Origin of the sequence: Methylovorus menthalis (assembly GCF_020523625.1) — a bacterium.
Classification (GTDB): Bacteria; Pseudomonadota; Gammaproteobacteria; order Burkholderiales; family Methylophilaceae; genus Methylovorus; species Methylovorus menthalis.
The window spans coordinates 1-1,631 of the sequence record NZ_JAJAQH010000007.1 but is presented as its reverse complement, the minus strand read 5'-3'; the positions used below and the strand labels follow the sequence as shown (position 1 = coordinate 1,631).

The following is a 1,631-nucleotide window of genomic DNA, read 5'->3' as shown; positions in this document are numbered from 1 at the left end:
TACATTTTAACCAGTTCGGGATGGCTAAAACATGGGTAAAAGTTTAGCACTAGATCAGGATCATGTATATACGGAACTCCCCGATTATCACTTAACAATCAGGGAGTTCGCCTCAGGAATGGTGGAAATGATACAAAGGCGCGTCAACTTTATGGAAGAGCTACGGAAATCCCGCTCTCATGGGATCAGGGGCTTGCCACGCCAAAAAACCGAAGAGGAAATCGAAGCCTCTCAAGAAGAAAACCTCCGCCGCGCCGAACGCCGCGCAAGACAAAAAGTCCGCTTTCTCATCCAGTCCATCGGGGCCGATCACCTCCTGACGCTCGTCTATCGCGAGAACATGACCGACAGCGACAAACTCAACGAAGACTTTACCCGCTTCGTGCGCCTCGTTCGCGAAAAATATCCCGATTGGCTCTATGTCGGCGTCAAGGAATACCAGGAGCGCGGCGCATTGCATATGCACGTCGCCTGCGTCGGTAAACAGGATGTCCACCACCTCCGCAAGTGCTGGTATATCGCCATCGGCGGCAATGCAGACGATGCAGGCGAGAACACCAAAGGCCAGATCAATGTGCGCTACCGTAAAAAGCGCTTCTCCGGTCAATCGCCGATTTTTACCTGCTTGCAGCTCGCCGCTTACCTAAGCAAATACATCAGCAAGACATTTGCCCATAGCCGCGAATTGGGCGAGCGCCGCTATAAATCAAGCCGGGGCATACCAGCCCCCAAGGTCATGCGCCAATACCTGGGCGCATTCGCCGCCATCCATAAAGAACAGACGTTCCCCGTTGCCACAAAACACACGCTAGGCATCGCCGATTTAATGGGCGTCTTTGATTATCAGATATGGGCCACGAAAGACCTGGACATACTCATATTGCGAGGTTCGATCAGTGAAAGCCTTTAACTCACTACAGCGGATCGCCTCCATCCATCTATCGCGCAACCAGGTCAATGCCATGGCGCTGATCGTGGGCTTATTGCTCGGTGGATTCCTCACCTTTATCTGGGGCATGACAGACGCCCACGCCGCCGAATGCTTAACCGATATCGGGGCAGGCCAATACCAGATCGCCAGCCCACAACCCACCGAAATTTCAGACTGCGTTTACCTCATTGCGCAGCCACAAGAACTGACCGCCGGGGCATGGTCCCTGACAGTCGAACAGGGTCAACAGCTAGCGGCTGCCATAGCGCTACTGTGGGCAATCGGAGCGGTTTTCCGCGTCCTCATTTCATTACTTAAACAAAAGGAGTCTCAACATGAAGAAAGTTAACCTGTATTCCCGCAAAGTTGCCGCGTATCTGGCGGTAGGTATGACCTTGGCTGCTGCCCAGGCACAAGCCGCCATCGACGTTTCCGCCGTCACTGAAAAAATCGGTGAAGGTGAAGTGGCGGTAGCTGCAATCGGTGGCGCCATCTTGGTGGTATGGGCCATCAAGAAGGTATACAGCATGGTCCGTGGCGGTTAATCCCAGGATCAAGACCAATCGGCCCGGAGCTTCTAAGCCCTCCGGGCCTTTTTACTTAAGGGGGTAGGGAACATGGAAGGCTGGTTAATTTTGATGGGTTATCTGGGGGCGCTATGGCTAATTTTCTCCGCCTGATATTCATCGCTCTTACGTTG

Annotated in this window: 3 protein-coding genes; all 3 read left to right on the top strand. The window is 53.2% G+C overall.

What is annotated here, in order from left to right; genetic code table 11:
• Positions 1 to 31 precede the first annotated feature (31 nt).
• From LG204_RS14030 to LG204_RS14020, 3 genes are read left to right on the top strand one after another with little or no spacing between them, the layout of a single operon-like run.
• The gene (locus tag LG204_RS14030) at positions 32 to 910 is read left to right on the top strand and encodes an inovirus Gp2 family protein (protein WP_230337911.1); all 879 of its coding nucleotides are present in this window, start codon (positions 32 to 34) and stop codon (positions 908 to 910) included.
• Positions 897 to 1,280 carry a hypothetical protein gene (locus tag LG204_RS14025; protein WP_230337910.1) on the top strand — a complete coding sequence of 128 codons (384 nt, stop codon included), beginning with the start codon at positions 897 to 899 and terminating at the stop codon, positions 1,278 to 1,280. The genes LG204_RS14030 and LG204_RS14025 overlap by 14 nt, the downstream gene beginning before the upstream one ends.
• On the top strand, positions 1,267 to 1,476 hold the full coding sequence (locus LG204_RS14020; protein WP_230337909.1) for a major capsid protein: 210 nt from the start codon (positions 1,267 to 1,269) through the stop codon (positions 1,474 to 1,476). Before LG204_RS14025 ends, LG204_RS14020 begins: the two co-directional genes overlap by 14 nt.
• Positions 1,477 to 1,631 lie beyond the last annotated feature (155 nt).